Raw genomic sequence first — 15,955 nt, 5'->3', positions numbered from 1 at the left:
TCTAATTTAAAAATCAAAGCACTTGAATACTTTGAATCACTTCTCAATTATGTAATAATAACAAAAGTATAAAATACGAACCATAAAAAAGTTGAACCCTTTTAGGGTTCGTATTTTTCGATATATTATTCCACACCGATTTTCAATCAGTGCTATTCAAGTTTGACACTTTCAGTGTCTTTGTTAACATATCGTAATTTAATTAACGCTTTTCAAGCCAACAACCCCTTCGCATAAGCTACACATTTGGCAACTTCTTTTACGGCATTTGAACCCTCTGGAATTTCGTATTCTAACTCAACCGTTGCAGGGAATTTATATTTCTTGGTTTTCATCAAAGTCAAAATCTCTCTGAGTGGTGTGTCGCCTTTGCCCCATTCTAAGTTGCCTTTGCCATCGGCAGTGCGGTCTTTGATGTGCATACTCGTAATACGGTCGTGCTTGGCTTCGATTAGTGCCAATAATGATTCTTTTGTGTTCTTTCCACCTACCGCAATGTAGTGTCCACAATCAAGGTTCATCGAGTTATATGGAGATTGGCTCAATGCTTCGTCCCAAAGTGTATCGGTTGCTTGTAAGTGAGCATGATACCCCACATAAACCTTATGTTTTGAGCCAAAATCTCCCAAACGCTTGGTTTGAGCCGAATCGGTAGGAAGTTCAACCGTTACCGAAGTTGCTCCCAAAGCTTTGGCGGCATTCATTCCATATTCAATTTCAGCATCTGTGTTATTTGCACCAAAAGCATTGGGCTTAAACGCATAAATTGTTACGCCCGCATCATTAAATTTCTTACGGATTTCTTTAAACTTATCCATCGAGGCAGTTGCACGCCATGCCGCAACGCTTTTGTTATATTCTGCCATCTGAGCCTTTTGTTCTTCGGTCATTTGTGGGCGTTGTGGTGGTTGGCCAGCAGTTTGGCGTGGTGGCGGCCCCATTCTAAACGGATTCGGATTCTTAGGTTTTCCTGCAAAATCTTCGGCAGGGTCGCCCATCATTTCGATAGCACTCACATTACAATCAATACAAAACTGCAATAATTGGTCAATGTCATGCGGCATACTTCTGAACGAATACGTAATAGCCCCAATCTGTACACCATTGAATTTTGAATTAGGTTTATCGAGCCAATTAGTAGAGCGTTTGCTCAATACCAAGCCAAGTGTGGCCATTGGTGCGATGGTCATAAAACCACGACGAGAAAGTTGATTTTTCATGATAAAAAGGATAGGTATGAATAGATGAATTTTAAAACTTATTTAGTTGGAAAACCACTCTTGCGTAAATCTTCAAAGAAAGCTTTCGTTGATTCTACTTTATTGTTTCCGTTAAGGTCGAAATACCAAAAGGTTTCGAGTTCGCCTTTGTGCATCGAGTTATTCATATCTCCACTCTGCGATTTATGGCAAGCTTTTACCCAATCAGCCACAATCATATAGCTGTGCTGATTGTTTTCGCCAAAACCAAACGAACGGTCGAAGTAAAAAACCGGTGCAGTTGATGAAATCTTAGTTTCGGGATAAGCCTCTAATTGCGAAAAAGAGTATGTATAATTTTTGTTGAGCGAACGCCCACCCAAAATCACGGGACGATTACCCTCTCTCATTCGCTGAACTGCCCGTAAGGCTAAAATCGAAGCTGTTTTATGATGAGCGTGTTGTTCGGCACTCGGAATCAGACAAAAAACATAATCATATTGTCCGTCTTTCAGAATCTTATCTAATTTTCTGTCGCAAAAATCAATATCCCACCTTTGCCCTGCTAAAAACGGTAGCGGGTCGAGTTGATAAAAATCATCAATTTGGTCGAAAAAGAAGAAATTTCTAATACCCATTACCTCACCCGAACAAAACAATTCTTTCTTACGAAGTAAAGGCAAATAGATGCGACCCGTAGCAGAATCAGTCAGGTTTTTACCATAATAAGATGAAGCCACCAAACCATTATAGCCACCCGAAGCATCGGTAATCAAGGCTAAGTCAGCCGTGCCTTTCATTTCGTGCGTAATCTTAAAGATTGTAGCAGGAAACATCGTTTCATCGTCTGGGTGAGCCGTCACGATTAATACCTTTGGGCCTTGAGCAAAGCCAACATAAGTAGCTAAAAACAAAGCAAATACGAGTATTCGTTTCATTGTAAAATGATTATAAAAAAGAAACGTTCAATAAACTAAGTTACTGAACGTTTCTTGATTTTTTATTTCAAATTCGATAAAAATTCTACCACATCACGAATTTCTCGTTTTGAGAGTAAACTACCCATTGGCGGCATACTCGATGGCATATTTTCTCGTTTGGCAATGCGTGAAACTGGAATCACCAAAGGCTCGGCATCGGAGGTCGTAATTACCAATTCTTCGGCATTTTCTTTGGCGAGTGTTCCTGTTACCTCTTGTCCGTCTTTTAGTTTTAAAGAAACCGTTCCGTAACCAGGTGAAAGTCTCGCACTTGGCTCAATGAGTGCTTGCAAGATTTGCTCACGAGTCAGTGTACCACCAATTTTCGCAAGATTTGGCCCAACCGAGCCACCTTCGCCGCCCATATTATGACAACGCACACACTGAGCAGTAGAGTTATTATTAAAAATATTACGTCCATTATTTCGGTTTCCACCAAAAAGCGACTCCATGTATTCATCCATCATTGAGGCACCTGGTTTGATGGCAGCCACTTTCGTTTTCAGAGCCTCAGAACCCGAAGCTTCTACTGCTTCTTTTAGTTCGAGCGAAACATTTGGCGATAATTGCTTTTCTTTCAATTGGTCAATCAAACCCGATAAAACTTCTTGTGTTTTATCAATCGTTAGTTTACCCAAAACTATCAAAATTTGTTGTTGCTCTCTGATGCTGCCTTTCGTAAAGATTGTTTTCACGAGCGTAGGCAAACTTTCTTTCGATACATTATCGTTGTTCAATAGACTTAAGGCTACTGTTCGTACGCTTTCGTCCTTATCGTCCATTCCTTTCTTAATTACCGACTCTAATTCTGCATATTTGAGTTTATTCAAGGCAGGTAAAATAGCCGCTCTTACTTTGGCATTATCAGTGCTATTGTAGATATTTACCAATTCGTTGTTGTATTCGGTAATGTTCAATTCCGATAACAAACTTGCCATCGTAACGAGCGTTTCGGCATTGGTTTCTTTCAAGAAATTACCAACAAATGGCTGAATTTTAGCTTTCACCAAAGCACCATCACGCACTAAAACACCACGATAACGTCCATCCACTCTATCCAAAACTGATGGATTTCCCCATGTTCCCAAAGTAGCCAATGCCTCAGCTTTGATATTATCTTTTATATCGGTACGAGTTGAGAAAGCAATCAATAAATCAAGTTCTTTTGGCGAACCCACACGCAAAGCCGCATTGATAGCACGGCGAAGCAATGGCTCAGACGTAAAACGAGTTTCGGCCAAAGTAGCCGCCAAAGCAGGTAAGGCCGCAGGAATTGATAAATCATCGTTGATACCACGAGCAGCTTCGGCTACAATGTATTCGTCTTTATCATTCAAGAAAAGAGCGATATTATCGTTTTTCATTCTGCGTAAAACCAAAACCGCAGCTGTGCGAAGTGCTTTACTTGGGTTATTGGCCAAAGCCACAATTGGCTCAACTTTTCCGATGCGAGAAAGTGCCAAAACTGCCGCATGACGCAAATAAACGTCTTCGTCGTTGTTGGCTTCGAGCATCTGAATCAATGGTGTAACTGCATCTTGGTAAGCGATTCTGCCCAATGCCTCAGCTGCATAAAACTGAATTCTTGGATTTTTACTTTTCAATAAAGGCACTAATTCACTACCTGTGTTTTCGAGTTTTACGTCACCGATGATTTTTGCTGCTTGAGCGATTATCTCCTCATCTTTATCCTTCAACAAAGGTAATAATGGCGAAGCAAAAGTTTTATTTTGGCGAGTCAGTTGTCCAACTCCCCAAATGCCATGAATACGAGCAAGCTGATTATTGGTTTGAGCAATAGCTTTGGTGAATTGAGCAAAACCTTTTTGTCCACGACTTGCGAGTTCAAACTGTGCTTTTTGACGGATACGCATATCTACATTTGAAAGTAGGTCGTAAAGTGCGGCATCAGTTTGTGCAGTATAATCAAGCTGAATGAGGCGTTTTGTTTCTTTTCTGAGTGCTTCGAGGTCGTTTTTGTCTTTCGTCACATCTAATTTCCAAACTCTTCCGTAATTTTTCGTATCCCAACCATTAATCCAGTCGGCAGCGTATAATGCACCATCTGGGCCAAATTTGATTCCAGTTGGCAAAATTCCACTCACTACGTCTTTTTCACCATCAAGTACAAACGATGCACCTTTTGGTTTTAAACCAAACGACCATATATGTGAGCGAGTTGGAGTTCCTACAAACTCAACCAAGAAATACTTATTTTTCCATTCCGAACCCAAAGCCGTTCCTGGATTGTAAACCATACCAGTTGGGCCATTATGATAATTCATGATTGGCGGAATGATGTAAGCCGCTTGACCGTCCCAACGAGGTTTAGAAAGTTTTTCGTCCATCCAAACATTAAATTTATTGTTTTTCGGGTCAGTATATTTTCCGTACTGCCAGTTTGAACGCCAACCCGCATCAGAGCCTTCAACTACGTGAACCAAACGCTCGCTTTCGCCAGGGTGGTCACCATCGTTATCTGAAGAAATCAAGTTCCCGTATTCATCAAAAACAAACTCGTGCGTATTTCGTAAACCAGCTGCAAAAATCTCAAAATCACTGCCATCAGGGTTTGAACGAGCAATGATTCCTGAGTTTGGATGCTCGAATTTTTTGCCATCGGCAGTTGTAATATTTGCTCCAATATCGCCAATATTCCAGTAGATTCGTCCATCCGGGCCTTCGGTTACGCCTGACATCCCATGTCCACTAAAACCAATATGCACACCATAACCGTGGCTTATTGAAGTTTTCTTGTCAAAAATACCATCTCCATCGGTGTCTTTTACTCGCCAAAGGTCAGGGGCAATACCAATAAACATTTCTTTGCCACGTACCAAAAGCCCGCCTGCCACGTCGGTGATTTCCTCGAAGAAATCATTCAACACTCGCATTGATTTATCAGCAATTCCATCGCCGTTTGTATCTTCCAAACGCCAAACTTCATCTTTTTCGATGGCTAAATCGTGCCAATCGTGGCTTCCATCTTCGTTTATGTCTTTGAGCCATTCGTTTTCTTTGCTACGCTCTGGGGCGAAAGTCTTACGCAAAAATGCACGACGGTCTTCAACGGTTTGCAGTCCGATAGATTCGGTCATCCAATCACGGTGTCCACGAATATCAAATTCAGAGTTTTTTTGACGATTCGTACGAATCAGATATACTCGTCCTTGGTCATCAATCGACATCGCAACGGGGTCAGGTGCGAGCGAGTCAGACGCCCAAAGGGTCATTTCAATGCCATCAATTACTTTAGCTGATGTTTTCTCACGAATTTCTTTGGCCTTGGCAACTGCCTTTGTAGGGTCTTCATTGATAACCAAAGGTGTTTCTTTTTTCCCAAATTTAGCACAGGAGACAATCAAAATAGTTGATGCCGAAGCCCAAACGAGTTTGCTTTTTAGGAGTTTACTTAGAACCATAGTTTTGTTAATTGATTGGATAGTATTAAGATAGAATTGGACTTTAAAAATAAGCAATTTGATTCAAATTGGCATTCTGTAAATAAATGTTTTTACGTGAGATTTCGACCAAATGGCTATTTTCGTGGTATAACTATATAAATGATGAAAAATACCCACGAGACAAACGATTGCACAAAACAAATTCAATAATTTAATTAAAAAGAGATTAAATACTAATTTTTTTTAATTTGCAACCCCAATTTTCTTGTTTTAATTAAAATATATCGTTTACTTTAGTCAATCAATTAAATTATCTTAAATAAACTTGAAATTATTAGGATAATTAAAGATAATGGTTTGCAATTATTTGATAAATTGCTTAATCATTTACCAAAACTAAACCTATTATTACCTAAACTATTATGTTAATCACTAAAAATGAAGCTATTGCCGAAATGGAAGTAGAAGCAAACAGCCGTGAGTCTGTTGTAGATATTAAGAAAAATAAACAGAAGAAAGGCATCTTGTACGACCTCTACTTCAATAACAAAAATACGATTGCCGAACTCTCAAATTCGCTGCATATTAGTATTCCATCTATTACCGCTTTGGTTGATGAACTCGTCGAAGAAAAGTGGATTTCTGAAACTGGGTTCGCAATCTCGAAGCAAGGACGCCGACCAGCTATTTATGGTATCAACCCCGACAAAAACTTTATTCTCACACTTGATATAAACACCCACGATACACGCATTGCAGTTTTAAACCTCAAAAACGAAATTGCATTTTCACAAGTATTTGATTTACAACTCAAAAACAACCCTTCTTTTTTACAAACCCTCTTTCAATTAGTTGATAATGTCCTTGAACAAAAAATTGCGAAAGGCAGAGAAGTGATTGCATTAGGTGTTTCGATTCCAGGACTGGTCAATAAAAAAACGGGTATCAATTACACCTACAAAAGCCTCAATAGCGAGAATACTTCACTCGGAAAACTCATCGAAAATCACTTCAATTTACCAACTTTTGTGATAAACGATTCAAAAGCAACGGCTTTTGGCGAGTATCATTTTGGCTTGGCTAAAGGAAAATCACACGTGTTATCGGTGAATGTTGATTGGGGAATTGGCTTAGGAATCGTACTAAATGGCGAAATTTTTGATGGTGCATCGGGTTTCGCTGGCGAGTTGGGGCATATTCAGGTAAATCCTGATGGCGTCCTTTGTAGCTGCGGAAAAGTAGGATGTTTGGATACCATTACTTCGGCTTCTTCGTTGCTAAAAAGTATCAAAGAAGGCCTAAGAAACGGACAAGTTTCAAAACTCGGCGAATACAAAGATTCGCTCGAAAATATCAACCTCGAAATGGTAATTGATGCCGCCCAACAAGGCGATGGCTTTGCGATTGACATCATTCATAATATCGGACTCGAACTCGGAAAAGGGCTTTCGATTGCGGTGCATTTATTCAACCCACAAATTATTATTATTGACGGGGTTTTATCGAAGGCACAAAAACTCATCGTTAATCCAATCGAACACGCTATTAATAAATACTGTTTGACCGATTTCAAAGAAGATTTAAGCATCGAAATTTCGCAACTCAGCGAAGATGCCAAAATCTTTGGTGTACATGCCTACGTGGTAGAATCTCTTTTAAAAACAGCGTAATTGGTGGATTGGTTATTGGAAAATTGGTTACTTGTATATTAGTTACTGGTATATTAAGAACATTCCTACTTGTTGCTGGAAAACTAATACATTACGAAGCGAATAACCAATTTACCAGTGCATAAGTCACAAATAACCAGTTAACCAGTAACCAATTTACCAGTAAACCAATACCCTAATAACAAATCAACAAACTATGCAATCAAGAAGGAACTTTTTACATTGGTCGGTACTGAGTTTGCCGTTTTTATCAATTAGTCAAGCATTTGCCAAAAAATCTGTTGCTCCACAAAAGCCAATCGTTGTCTCGACTTGGGATAGTGGCTTGCCCGTCAATGCAGTAGCATGGAAGATTTTACGAGAAAAAAATGGCCGTGCCTTAGACGCCGTTGAGGCAGGAGCAAATTCAATCGAAGATACTATTAACTGCTGCGTAGGCTTAGGTGGAAACCCAGACCGTGATGGAAAAGTAACGCTCGATGCCTGTATAATGGACGAACACGCCAACTGTGGTGCAGTAGCTTATTTGCAACGTATCAAACACCCGATTTCGGTGGCTCGAAAAGTGATGGAACTTACCCCCCACGTATTTTTGGTAGGCGAAGGAGCTCAGCAATTTGCATTGGCCAATGGCTTTAAATTAGAACCTGATAAGCTCTCGGCCGATGCCGAAAAAACATACAAAGAATGGCTTAAAAAATCGGAATATAAGCCCGTGATGAACATTGAGCAGCAACAAAGCAAAGGACAAAAGAAAGAAGGTCACGGGCCATTTGCTCCGAATAAATTTGAAGATGGTTCATTCAACCATGATACCATGGGAACGATTGCTTTAGATGCTTCGGGAAATCTTTCGGGGGCTTGTACCACGAGTGGAATGGGTTTTAAGATGAAAGGCCGTTTGGGCGATTCGCCAATTATCGGTGCGGGTCTTTTTGTTGATAACGAAATCGGTGCGGCTGTTTCATCTGGTCAAGGCGAAGAAGTAATTCGTATTGCAGGAACACACTTGGTTGTAGAAATGATGCGAATGGGAAAAACGCCCGAGGAAGCCTGCAAAGGTGCCATTGAGCGTTTGGTAAAAATCAATCCCGAAAAAGCTAAGAACTTCCAAGTTGGGTTTATTGCCATCAATAAAGCTGGCGAATATGGTGCCTATTCTATAAATCCAGGTTTTAGCTATTCAGTTACAGCCAGCGATGAAGGTGGAAAGGTTTTCATGGCAAAAAGCCACTACAAATAATTGATTTCCAATTTATCAAAAATAATAGAGCATCTTTCATCAAGAAATTTTCTTGGAGAAAGATGCTCTAAATTTACCTAAGTGAAGGCTTGCTACTTTTGGAATGAAATTTTAGTTTCACTCAACAAAAAACACCTCTATCTATCAACCTAAAATGAAAAAACACCTTATTCTTACCGCTTTTTTGTTCTCAAGTATTTTCTGTCAAGCCCAATATCAACCTAACTGGCAGAGTCTCGACCAACGCCCCACTCCTACTTGGTTTGAAGATGCCAAATTTGGTATTTTTATTCATTGGGGACTTTATTCGGTGCCAGCGTGGGCCACAAAATCAAACGCTGATGGCTTTGGTAGCGGTTACGCCGAATGGTATTGGCAACGTCTTTTCGCTCCAAATCTGAAAATTCACCCCGAATTCACGGCCTTTCACAAGAAAAACTACGGAGATAAAAGTTATCAAGATTTTGTGCAGGGCTTTAAGGCTGAGCTTTTCCAACCCGATGATTGGGCAACTATTTTTGAACAAGCAGGTGCAAAATATGTGGTTCTGACCTCGAAACACCACGAAGGTTTTACGCTTTGGCCAAGCAAAGAGTCATGGAACTGGAATGCCGTAGATGTTGGGCCTCATCGAGATTTGGCGGGCGATTTAATGAAATCTGTCAGAGCCAAAAACCTCAAAATGGGGTATTACTATTCGCTCTATGAATGGTTTAACCCAACTTACAAAAGCGATGTACATCAGTACGTCAATGAGCGAATGTTGCCGCAAATGAAAGACCTTGTAACTCGCTATCAGCCAGATATTTTATGGACAGACGGCGAATGGGACCACCCAGCCAAAACTTGGAAAAGTGAGGAGTTTTTAGCGTGGCTTTTTAATAATCCAACCGTAAAAGATAATATCGTGGTAAATGACCGTTGGGGAAATGATACAAAGAGCAAACACGGCAGTTTTGCCACTTCCGAATACGGTCATGGCGGAACCGACAATACCGAAACAACGGGTGGTTTTCAGCGTCCGTGGGAAGAATGCAGAGGCATGGGTGAATCGTTTGGCTATAACCGCAACGAAAATCTTGATAGCTACCAAACTGGCGAATCGTTGGTACATCAGTTGATTGATATTGTGGCCAAAGGAGGTAATCTTTTGCTTAATATTGGGCCAGCCGCCGATGGCACGATTCCCGTAATTATGCAAGAGCGTTTACACGAAATTGGTTCGTGGCTAAAGGTAAACGGCAATGCCATTTATGGCTCTCGAAAATGGGCAAAAGCACCCGCCTACACCAAAGAATCGACACTTTATTTTACGCAAAAAGGAAAAAATTTATACGCTATCAGTCGTAAGTGGGAAGAGGTGATAACGGTTCAAAACGTAGCAAAACCGAGCAAAGTAAGCCTTTTGGGCTACAAAGGTGAAGTAAAATTTAGCTATAAAAATGGCACACTAATTATCATGACTCCACCCGTAAACCCAAGCAATATTCCTTGTCAATATGCTTGGACTTTCGAGATAGAAAACGCCCTTTAATTTGCACCTTCTTACTGATTATTCGATGAAAAAGACAATAGTTTTTACAGCATTTTTGCTGCTACAAGGTTTAATTATCTTCGCTCAAAGTACCGAAACTGGCGAGCAAAATAGAGCTTATTGGAGTAAGTTGCTTTACAAAATCTCGTATCCAGTTGTGCATAATTTAGCCCAAGAAACTTTGGTTAAAAATATGCCCATTGAAACTGGACCAAATGCTTACAAAAGAGAGTTTCCAGTATCGCATTTGGAGGCTGTTGGTCGAACCGTTTCGGGAATTTCTCCGTGGTTGACTCTTGAAGATGATAATACCGACGAAGGAAAACTCCGCAAAACCTTGCGTGAAGATTTGCTCAAAGGATTGAAAAACATGGTCAATCCACAAAGTGCTGATTATCTGAATTTTAGAAAAGATATGCAGCCTTTAGTTGATGCGGCTTTCTTAGCACAGGGGTTTCTACGAGCAAAAACCAAACTCTGGGACCCACTTGATGATGTAACAAAAAAGCGTTTTGTAGAAGAATTCAAATCGCTACGTAATCGTAAGGCTTATTACAGCAATTGGCTATTATTTTCGGCAATGACCGAGGCTTTTTTACTAAAAATTGGCGAAGAGTATGACCCAGCTCGCATTGATTACGCTCTCAAGAAAATACCAGAATGGTACTACGGCGACGGCATCTATGGCGATGGGCCAAGTTTTGCGATGGATTATTATAATTCGTTTGTCATTCACCCGATGCTCGTAGAAGTTTTGCAGGTAATGGTAGAAAACAAACTCACCAAGAAAGAAGACTACGATTTGGCCATGAAACGCATGATTCGCTATGCCGAACACCAAGAGCGTTTCATTTCTCCCGAAGGTACTTATCCACCAATCGGACGTTCAATAGCCTATCGAGTTGGGGCATTTCATGTGCTTGCTTTGGTAGCTTTAAACAATAATCTATCAAGCTATATTCAGCCTGCCCAAGTGCGTTGTGCCTTGACAAAAGTGATGCAAAATCAATTTGAAGCCGAAGGTACATTCGATGATGCCAAAGGCTGGCTACAATTGGGCTTTGCAGGTCATCAAACCGATATTGCTGAGCCTTATATATCGACTGGTAGTTTGTATCTCTGCACTTTCGGATTTTTACCACTGGGTTTACCCGCCTCCCACCCATTTTGGACTTCTCCCGCAGCAGAATGGACCTCAAAAAAAGCCTGGAGTGGAAAGCCTTTCAAGAAAGATGGGCATGTGGATTGAAGAGAAAATGGTGCTTAATGCTAAAATTATTTAGTACTCAATCTTGAATCTTTTCAACGAACATTAGCCTTCATTCACCTTTAATTCCCCGAAATAAAACAAATTTTTTAGCAAACTAAACATCTCTGAGTTAATACAAAATCTCTCAAAAACCAATTAGTATAAGAAACAAAAAACCTATAAATTTGTAAAAAACAAATAAAATGGCAGCACCTCAATCAACCAAACTCAATGCCGTGCAGTTGCATTTGCTCAAGATGTTTGCTCGTCCGATGGACGAACAAGATTTGGCGGCAATAAAATCGTTATTATCAAATTATTACGCCCAAAAGGTAGATGCCGAATCAGAAAAACTTTGGGATGAAAAAGGCATGTCCCAACAAACCATTGACGATTTACTAAACACTCATTTACGCATACCTTATAAATGAGAATTTTGATTGATACCAACATTCTGTTAGCCATCGTCCCCAAGCGGTCGTCAGAAAGGTGGCTGTATGAAATGCTACGAAATGACAAATTAGTTCTGATTCTATCCAATGAAATTATTGAAGAGTATGAAGAAAAATTAGCTTGGTTTTACTCAGAATATTTTGCTGAAATAGTTTTAGATGAATTGTTAAATTTACCACTCACCGAACAAACAGAAGCCTTTTACAAATGGCAACTCATAGAAGAAGACAAAGACGATAATAAGTTCATAGATGTTGCCATAGCCTCAAATGCCGACTATATTATTACCAATGATAAGCACTTTAAGATACTTCATAACATTACTTTCCCCAAAGTACAAGCAATAACAATCCAAGAATTTAAGAAAGTTATTGAAAATGTTTACACTTGAAAATCAAAACATGCCCATCCAACCCACCGAAATAAAGGAAATTTTCCAACAAATTAAGCACTTAAAAGTAGGTGTGATTGGTGATTTTGCCGTTGATTTTTACTACGGAATCAATCAGCAAACCCAAGAGTTTTCAGTTGAAACTGGCAAAGAGGTTTTTTGGGGAGTTAAACCCAAAACATCGCTCGGTGCAGCAGGAAATGTGGTGCAAAACTTGGCTGCTTTGGGCGTAGAAAACCTACAGGTTTTTGGCTGTATGGGCAATGATATTTATGGTCGAGAGATGCAACATTTATTTCAAAAACTGAATGTTGATACAACAAATCTCAAAACGATTCAGAGCGGTTGGGATACTTGCACTTATACCAAACCGATGTCAGTCAATGGTGAAGAAAATCGGCTGGATTTTGGCACACACAATACACTTTCTGAAGCCGTTTTTGAGGAAATCCTCGAAGCAATCGAATCAGCACTACCTGGTCTTAACGTACTGATTATCAACCAACAATTTCCAAATCCATTACTTACACCTCAACGCATTCAGCGATTAAATGATACTTTATCGAAGTTCCAGAATTGCCTTTTTGTAGCTGATTTACGAGCATACGGACTTCATATAAAAAACATTTTGTTAAAAGTAAACACAGAAGAACTGGCTCGATTAGTAGGCATTTCAACCATCGAAGAAGCTGACGAGATAGCTTGCATTTCACACGCACAAACGCTACTCGAAAAAATTGGTGGCTCGCTCTTAATTACAAGAGGCGAACACGGTATTTCGTACATCAGTCCAACCGAAACACAAAGTGTAAAAGCATTACAGCTAAACACCGAACTCGATACCGTTGGTGCGGGCGATACAGTTGTGGCAGCATTTTCGGCCAGTAGAGGCACGGGAGCAAACATCACTCAATCGCTCGAAATCGCTAACTTAGCAGCCGCCGTAACGGTCCAGAAATTAAACCAAACAGGCACGGCTACTTTGGATGAGATTTTAGAACAACAGAATAAATAAACTACATATTACTTCCTTATATGAATCTTACACGCCGTTTGAGAAATTTGGTTCATAAATTTTATTAGTTCTTTCAAAATATTTGCCAAATTTCTCAAGAGGTGATTGTAAGATTCGTGTTTTTTTGTTACTTTTTTTCAAAAAAAAGTAAGGCTGAGAAAAATCCTTGACCAATTCAACGTTCTTAAACATTCAACCTCTATAAAAAACTATTCAACATGAATCCTTCTCATGCCCGAGAGCTGCGAGACGAAATCGTCGCTTACCTCAACAATGGCCTTTTACCTTTCTGGATTTCCCGCACCGTTGACAACGAATACGGTGGTTTTCTGACACATTTCGATGAATTTGGCAATGATTCGGGCGAAGACGAAAAATCGTTAATTGCTCAATCTCGTTCGGTTTTCACTTATTCTTCGGCACATCGTGCGGGGTATGGCGGTGGAAAACTGGCCGAAATGGCTCGTCATGGTGTAGATTTTTTGCTCAATAAAATGTGGGACGAAGAACACGGCGGTTTTTATTGGATGATGAACCGCAAAGGCGAAGTAGTCATTGACGAAAAAATCGTTTACGGACACAGTTTCGCTATTTATAGTCTGAGCGAATACACTCTCGCTACTGGTGACCCTCGTGGCCAAGAATATGCCGAAAAAGTATTCGATTTGCTTCAAAAACACGTGGTTGATACACATTACGGTGGCTATTGGGAAATGTTCCATCGAAACTGGGATTTGAAAGGTGCAGGCCCAGCAGGTGGTGACCGCAAAACCCTCGATGCCCACATGCACCTCATGGAAGCTTTCACAACGCTCTACGAATGCACGGGCAAGCAAGTACACCGCCGTAAATTATTGGAATCCATCGAATTGCTGACCAAGAAAATCATGCACCCGAAATACGGAACAGGTATTCCGCAGTTTTGGGCTGATTGGTCGGTTGCTCCACAAATCAAATTCGACATCGTTTGGGGTTGGGACAGATTTAGCGAAGATGGACAAAAAGCCGCTGCCGAAGACAATACGAGCTACGGACACAATGCCGAGTTTGCGTGGCTACTCATGCACGCTCTCGATATTCTGAAATTGCAGTATGATATTCATCATGACCAAATACAGAAATCATTTAGCCATTCGGTTGATAATGGTGTTGACTGGGAATTTGGTGGGGTTTATGTGGAAGGCTCACACGCTGGTGAAGTTTATGACCGAGAAAAAGAGTTTTGGCAACAAGCCGAAATGCTTATCGGAATGCTTGATGCTTACCGATACTTAAAAGACGAAAAATATTGGGATGCTTACGTAAATATTCACCGTTTTGTATTCGATAAAATGATTAATCATAAAGTAGGCGAATGGTGGCCATTGATGACTCGCCAAGGCGAACCAATTTGGCGACACATGAGCCATTCATGGAAAATCAACTACCACGATGTGCGAGCAATGGTGCAGTCGGTGGTGAGATTGAATAAATTGTTGGGGGAATAGATAGGTTCATAGGTTCGTATAATCTCACATAGATAACTTTCCAGTTAGATTGTTGGGACAAGAAAAATATATGAAACCATAGCCTTTTAGTCCATAGGACTTTTATATCGGTAGCATAAACCGAATAAATCCTACAAGAATGCCGTAGGTATTCAACAAATAAACGAAGAGGTTGAATACCTACGGCATTCTGAAAACTGACTCCATCATTGTTTTTACCAATATTGAAGTCCTATGGACTAATGACTGAATATTTTAATAGGAAAGTTACCTAACACACTTTATTCCCAACTACATGAGGGTAGATTCAAACAATTTCATTAATTTCCCCGCTCAATCATTCAATCAAAACCTTACAAATAATGAATACTAATTCATCACGCCGCTCGGCACTCAAAAATATTATTGGTGGCACAGCAGTAGCATTTTCTCCGATGACATTCAACGAGGTTTTCGCAGCCAACGAAAAAGCACTCGGTGCCGACCTCAACGGTAAAATCAATCACTCGGTTTGTCGTTGGTGTTATGCCAAAACGCCACTGGAAGACCTTTGCAAAGCAGCCGTTGCGATGGGAATCAAATCAATCGAGCTGCAAGGCCCCGAAGAATGGCCGATTTTGAAAAAATACGGCCTAACTTGTGCCATGCCATGGGGAGCAGGAAAAGGCATCAACGATGGTTTTAATGACCTCAAACTACACGATGAATTGGTAAAAAGCTACGAAGAAATCTTCCCTAAATTAAAAGAAGCAGGTTTAGATAAAGTTATCTGTTTTTCGGGAAATCGTAGAGGGATGTCGGACGAACAAGGACTCGAAAATTGTGCAATTGGCTTAAAAAGATTAATGCCTTCGGCCGAAAAATATGGCATTACCGTAACGATGGAATTGCTCAATAGTAAAGTAAACCACAAAGATTATATGTGCGATACTACCAAATGGGGAATTGCTTTGTGCGATAAAGTTGGCTCCGACAGATTCAAATTGCTTTATGATATTTACCATATGCAAATCATGGAAGGCGACGTAATCGCAACGATTAAAAAATCTCACAAATATTTCTCGCACTACCATACGGGCGGTGTACCAGGTCGTGCTGAAATTGATGATACACAAGAGCTAAATTACCCAGCCATCATGCGTGCAATTGTAGAAACAGGCTACAAAGGCTTTGTCGGACAAGAATTCGTACCAAAACGCCCAGATGCTCTCGCATCGCTCAAACAAGGTGTTACGATTTGTGATATTGCTTGATAGTCCACGGTCAATAGTCGATAGACCACAGTTGTTAGTTTGAAATCAATACTGATTACTGTCGTCTATTGACTATC

Annotated in this window: 12 protein-coding genes; 9 read left to right on the top strand and 3 right to left on the bottom strand. The window is 40.3% G+C overall.

What is annotated here, in order from left to right; genetic code table 11:
- Positions 1-212: 212 nt before the first annotated feature.
- The 3 genes from IEX65_RS09825 to IEX65_RS09815 all read right to left on the bottom strand — a co-directional run bounded on the left by IEX65_RS09825 (position 213) and on the right by IEX65_RS09815 (position 5,601).
- A complete protein-coding gene (locus IEX65_RS09825) occupies positions 213-1,220 on the bottom strand; it encodes a sugar phosphate isomerase/epimerase family protein (RefSeq protein WP_188765871.1) in 1,008 nt (335 codons plus the stop codon).
- Between the two features lie 38 nt (positions 1,221-1,258).
- Positions 1,259-2,137: a PIG-L family deacetylase gene (locus IEX65_RS09820; protein WP_188765870.1), complete on the bottom strand. Its 879-nt coding sequence runs from the start codon at positions 2,135-2,137 to the stop codon at positions 1,259-1,261.
- A 62-nt stretch (positions 2,138-2,199) separates the two neighbouring features.
- Positions 2,200-5,601 (bottom strand): DUF7133 domain-containing protein, encoded by a 3,402-nt coding sequence (locus tag IEX65_RS09815; protein WP_188765869.1) that lies wholly within the window; start codon positions 5,599-5,601, stop codon positions 2,200-2,202.
- 404 nt (positions 5,602-6,005) lie between these two features.
- On the opposite strand from IEX65_RS09815, the gene IEX65_RS09810 reads away from it, so the two are divergent.
- From IEX65_RS09810 to IEX65_RS09770, 9 genes are all read left to right on the top strand, one after another.
- Positions 6,006-7,253 carry an ROK family transcriptional regulator gene (locus tag IEX65_RS09810; protein ID WP_188765868.1) on the top strand — a complete coding sequence of 416 codons (1,248 nt, stop codon included), beginning with the start codon at positions 6,006-6,008 and terminating at the stop codon, positions 7,251-7,253.
- A gap of 196 nt (positions 7,254-7,449) precedes the next feature.
- The gene (locus IEX65_RS09805) at positions 7,450-8,496 is read left to right on the top strand and encodes an isoaspartyl peptidase/L-asparaginase family protein (RefSeq protein WP_188765867.1); all 1,047 of its coding nucleotides are present in this window, start codon (positions 7,450-7,452) and stop codon (positions 8,494-8,496) included.
- A 154-nt stretch (positions 8,497-8,650) separates the two neighbouring features.
- A complete protein-coding gene (locus IEX65_RS09800; RefSeq protein ID WP_188765866.1) occupies positions 8,651-10,030 on the top strand; it encodes an alpha-L-fucosidase in 1,380 nt (459 codons plus the stop codon).
- A gap of 25 nt (positions 10,031-10,055) precedes the next feature.
- Entirely contained in the window at positions 10,056-11,279 is a 1,224-nt protein-coding gene (locus IEX65_RS09795; protein ID WP_188765865.1) for a DUF2264 domain-containing protein, read from the top strand.
- A gap of 203 nt (positions 11,280-11,482) precedes the next feature.
- The gene (locus tag IEX65_RS09790; protein WP_188765864.1) at positions 11,483-11,710 is read left to right on the top strand and encodes a DUF8507 family protein; all 228 of its coding nucleotides are present in this window, start codon (positions 11,483-11,485) and stop codon (positions 11,708-11,710) included.
- Complete coding sequence (locus IEX65_RS09785) at positions 11,707-12,123, top strand: putative toxin-antitoxin system toxin component, PIN family (protein WP_188765863.1); 417 nt, start codon at positions 11,707-11,709, stop codon at positions 12,121-12,123. The genes IEX65_RS09790 and IEX65_RS09785 overlap by 4 nt, the downstream gene beginning before the upstream one ends.
- 10 nt (positions 12,124-12,133) lie before the next feature.
- Complete coding sequence (locus IEX65_RS09780) at positions 12,134-13,138, top strand: bifunctional heptose 7-phosphate kinase/heptose 1-phosphate adenyltransferase (protein WP_188765862.1); 1,005 nt, start codon at positions 12,134-12,136, stop codon at positions 13,136-13,138.
- A 218-nt stretch (positions 13,139-13,356) separates the two neighbouring features.
- A complete protein-coding gene (locus IEX65_RS09775) occupies positions 13,357-14,625 on the top strand; it encodes a beta-1,2-mannosidase (protein ID WP_188765861.1) in 1,269 nt (422 codons plus the stop codon).
- Positions 14,626-14,987: 362 nt separating this feature from the next.
- The gene (locus IEX65_RS09770; protein WP_188765860.1) at positions 14,988-15,878 is read left to right on the top strand and encodes a hydroxypyruvate isomerase family protein; all 891 of its coding nucleotides are present in this window, start codon (positions 14,988-14,990) and stop codon (positions 15,876-15,878) included.
- The last annotated feature ends 77 nt before the right edge of the window (positions 15,879-15,955 follow it).

Origin of the sequence: Emticicia aquatilis (assembly GCF_014644295.1) — a bacterium.
In the GTDB taxonomy this organism is placed as follows: Bacteria; Bacteroidota; Bacteroidia; order Cytophagales; family Spirosomataceae; genus Emticicia; species Emticicia aquatilis.
Note: the sequence above shows the minus strand (reverse complement) of the source record. Positions and strands in the feature narration are given on the sequence as shown.

What these genes read in the sequence shown, in the direction of transcription:
- IEX65_RS09770 (WP_188765860.1), top strand. Translation starts at nt 14,988, where the DNA reads ATGAATACTAATTCATCACGCCGCTCGGCACTCAAAAATATTATTGGT.
- IEX65_RS09800 (WP_188765866.1), top strand. Translation starts at nt 8,651, where the DNA reads ATGAAAAAACACCTTATTCTTACCGCTTTTTTGTTCTCAAGTATTTTC.
- IEX65_RS09790 (WP_188765864.1), top strand. Translation starts at nt 11,483, where the DNA reads ATGGCAGCACCTCAATCAACCAAACTCAATGCCGTGCAGTTGCATTTG.
- IEX65_RS09805 (WP_188765867.1), top strand. Translation starts at nt 7,450, where the DNA reads ATGCAATCAAGAAGGAACTTTTTACATTGGTCGGTACTGAGTTTGCCG.
- IEX65_RS09825 (WP_188765871.1), bottom strand. Translation starts at nt 1,220, where the DNA reads ATGAAAAATCAACTTTCTCGTCGTGGTTTTATGACCATCGCACCAATG.
- IEX65_RS09815 (WP_188765869.1), bottom strand. Translation starts at nt 5,601, where the DNA reads ATGGTTCTAAGTAAACTCCTAAAAAGCAAACTCGTTTGGGCTTCGGCA.
- IEX65_RS09820 (WP_188765870.1), bottom strand. Translation starts at nt 2,137, where the DNA reads ATGAAACGAATACTCGTATTTGCTTTGTTTTTAGCTACTTATGTTGGC.
- IEX65_RS09795 (WP_188765865.1), top strand. Translation starts at nt 10,056, where the DNA reads ATGAAAAAGACAATAGTTTTTACAGCATTTTTGCTGCTACAAGGTTTA.
- IEX65_RS09785 (WP_188765863.1), top strand. Translation starts at nt 11,707, where the DNA reads ATGAGAATTTTGATTGATACCAACATTCTGTTAGCCATCGTCCCCAAG.
- IEX65_RS09775 (WP_188765861.1), top strand. Translation starts at nt 13,357, where the DNA reads ATGAATCCTTCTCATGCCCGAGAGCTGCGAGACGAAATCGTCGCTTAC.
- IEX65_RS09780 (WP_188765862.1), top strand. Translation starts at nt 12,134, where the DNA reads ATGCCCATCCAACCCACCGAAATAAAGGAAATTTTCCAACAAATTAAG.
- IEX65_RS09810 (WP_188765868.1), top strand. Translation starts at nt 6,006, where the DNA reads ATGTTAATCACTAAAAATGAAGCTATTGCCGAAATGGAAGTAGAAGCA.